This is a genomic window from Verrucomicrobiia bacterium, assembly GCA_019634635.1.
Classification (GTDB): Bacteria; Verrucomicrobiota; Verrucomicrobiia; order Limisphaerales; family UBA9464; genus UBA9464.
Map to the genome: position 1 here is coordinate 1 of JAHCBB010000072.1, position 3,382 is coordinate 3,382.

Consider the following 3,382-nt stretch of genomic DNA (forward strand, 5'->3'; position numbering starts at 1 on the left):
CGCCGTCCGCTACGTCGAACAGCTCGCCCGGGCCGTCCACTACGCGCACCAGCACGGCGTCATCCACCGTGACCTCAAGCCGGCCAACATCCTCATCAGCCCCGACGATGAGCCCAAGCTCACCGACTTCGGCCTGACCAAATCGCTGGTGGACCCGACCCAGACGATCGAGTCCGCCGGTTCGCCCAACTTCATGGCGCCCGAACAGGCCGACTCCACGCTGGGCACCACGGGCACACCCACCGACATCTTCGGCCTGGGCGCGATCCTCTACTACCTGCTCACGGGCCGGCCGCCGGCGGTGGGGGAAACCCTGAGCGAGACGTTGCGCGCCGTGGTGTCGGGCGAACCGGTGGCCCCGCGGCAACTGCGACCGGCGCTGCCGCGGGATCTGGAGACCATCACGCTGAAGTGCCTGGAGAAGGAACCGGCACGTCGCTACGGCAGCGCACTGGAAGTCGCGGAGGAACTGGCCCGCTGGCAACGCGACGAACCCATCCACGCCCGGCCCGCCACCCGCCCCGAACGTCTCGCCAAGTGGGTTCGCCGCCGACCGGCCGTCGCCGCCCTCACCGCCGCCTGCGCTCTGGCTCTGATTCTGGGTTTCGCCGGCATCACCTGGCAGTGGCGGCGGGCAGAGACCGAGGCCGCGGCTTCGGCCAAGTCCACGGTCGCCGCTCGCCAGGCCGAATTGGACGCCCGCCGGAACGCCTATGCGGCCGAGCTGATCCTCGCCAGTCGGGCGGCCAAGGAGACGCGATGGCAGGACGTGCGCACCATTCTGAACCGCACCCGGCCGGGGCCGGGCCAGACCGACTTGCGCGGCTGGGAATGGCGTTACCTGTGGCAGGCCAGCCGGCTGGTCGCGGATGGCCGGCTGGTCGCGGATGGCCGGCTGGTCGCGGATGGCCGGTTGGCGCCCAGCACCCATGCGATCTGGTCCCTGGCGGCCTTGGAGGACGGTCGGACGGTGGCCTGCGGTGAGAAGGAAGGCGGCTTTTCGCTGTGGGATGTCCGTGCCGGTCGCGAGCTGTACCGTCTGGCGGAACCCATCAACCGGATGCGCCATCCCACCCTCCCGGGAGGCTCCCCCATTATCTGCCGCATCGCCACGGTGCCGGGCACCGGTCTGCTGGCCTATACCGATTGCCGCAGTCCGACCAACGGCTTCATCCGCCTCTGGGATGTGGCCCGACGCGAGGTGGTGCGTTCATTGCCGGTTCCAGGCATGCCCCGGCATCTGGCCGCCAGTCCCGACGGCAGCCGTGTGGCCTGCAGCCTCCAGTGGCCCGACCGGCGCACGCTGGTGTTCGCGGTGGCCGATGGCGCGCTGTTGGCCACGCTGGAAACGGATTTCTCGACCTACTCCGCGTCCCACACACTGGCGTTCTCGGCCGACGGGCAATGCCTGAGTCTGGAGGACGTTCAGGACAAGTGCCTGCGGGTGGTGGAAATCGCCACCGGCCGGGATCGGCACCGGTTCCCACTCGGTCAGAACTATCCGCTGACTGCGGCATTCTCGCCCGACGGGCGCTGGCTGGTGACCGGCGCCGGCTTTGATCGCGAGCTTCCGGGGCTGCTCGTCTGGGATTTGCAGCGCGGGGAACAGAGGGCGGAATTGCACGCCAGCAGCCAGTTCGCGGTGAACTTCTCAGCCGACGGACGGCGGTTGGTCACCGGCCTCAGCATCTGGCGGGTGCCGGAGTTCACCCTGGAACGGGAGTTCGACGGTATCAACGCCGATTTCCCGGCAGTGCTGCTGCTGCCGGACGGCGACACCTTGTTGACGGGGGACGTGCGCTGGCGGCTCGATTCCGCGGCTCCCAACCGCCAGGGATATCCGTTGGGGAAGGATCTGACCCAGGTCACCTTCCTGCCGCACGGAAAAGGAGTCCTGCTGGTCCGGACCAATGGGGTGGCGGAACGGGCGGTTTCGCCTGACTTCCGGCCGGTTCCCGTGCCCGCCCTGGGTGCCGATATCGCCACGCTTTGCCCGGTTCCTGAGTCAGGGCAGGTGGCAGTGATGCGGCGAAACGGCTCCCTGTCGTTCCACGATGCGGAGACGTTTGCGGAGACTGGCCGGTTCGCCGGAATGACGAATGTGCCGCCCGGACACAGTTGCTGGATCGCCCGCGCTGGGGCCATTGCCTTCCGGACGGCAGACGAACGACTCTGCATTTGGGATCTCCAGGCGAAGCAATGGGTGTGGGAGGCGGAACTGCTCCCCGGGCGCGAGCTCACGCCGACCGCACCGGACGGCGTGCTTTGGCAAGTCCACGCCGACGGCTGGCTCGCCGGTTACGATGTCGTCCGGAAAAAAGTCCTCCGGCAACCCTTGGACCACGCCGGCCTGCACCGGATTGCCGTCTCCGGCGACGGCAGCACGCTGTTGCTGACGTCGTCGGTAGGCGACAAACGGCTGGTGGAGGCCCGGACCGGGCGGACCCTGAGCCGTCTGGAGAATCTCGACATGGCCGCTCCCCACGGCGGGGCGTTTTGGCCCAACGAAGAGCGCCTCGGTTTATCCGGCCTTCGCGTCGTGGACCCCGTCACCAGCCGCGCCCTGCTGGAGCTGGACCCTGGGTTTGCCTTTCCCTCGGTGACCTTGATCTCCGACGACGGGAGCTTGGCCGTGGTCACCGGAGGCGACCGGCACGCCTATCTGTGGCGGGCGCCGTCCTGGGAGGAGATTCGCCGGGCGGAGGCGGGCGATGCCGCCGCCGGTTGGTGAACGGCAGCTACAGACCCGGCGAGATCCGATGGTTTCAACCTGGAAACGGCAGTGAATTGACCACGGATGACAGGATGACACGGATAGCCAATGGGTTCGGATGTATGACCGGCAGAGTTGTGGGTGTCCCTTCTGGACGACCCCGTCTTTTCTCTCAACTGTTTCATATTCCGTGATATCCGCGATATCCGTGGTTCCAACTGCCTTTTCTAGGTTCAAAGTTTCCGCGAATCCTTTTCCCGGAAGTGCGGTGGCAAGGGGTGCATGAACTCTTCCATCTCGAATTTCTTCACCCTGTGGGCGATCCGATTTGGCCGCTTGGCCCACCTGCTACCCCTGCTGGCCATGGCCCTTTTCCTAGGGTCCAACCCCGAACTGCGTGCGCAGAATGGCTTCACGTTCACCTACGATACGAACCAGACTGGCATCACCATCACGGGATATACGGGCGCAGGCGGCGCCGTAACCATCCCTGCCAAGCTCAATGGCCTCCCCGTCACGAGAATCGGAGACTATAGTTTTTCTCACCGCAGCGCCATGACCCAAATTACCCTGCCAGACAGCCTCACCACGATCGGGGTTTATGCGTTCTACGGCTGCAGGGGCCTGACCCAGATCGCCTTTCCCGAGAGCCTCACCTCTATCGGAAAG

At 66.4% G+C, this 3,382-nt stretch carries 2 protein-coding genes; both read left to right on the forward strand.

What is annotated here, in order from left to right; translation table 11 throughout:
• Positions 1 to 2,731 (forward strand): protein kinase (locus tag KF791_20850; protein ID MBX3735033.1); only part of this gene is annotated, 2,731 nt, incomplete at its 5' end.
• Positions 2,732 to 2,995: 264 nt separating this feature from the next.
• Positions 2,996 to 3,382 (forward strand): leucine-rich repeat domain-containing protein (locus KF791_20855; protein MBX3735034.1); only part of this gene is annotated, 387 nt, incomplete at its 3' end.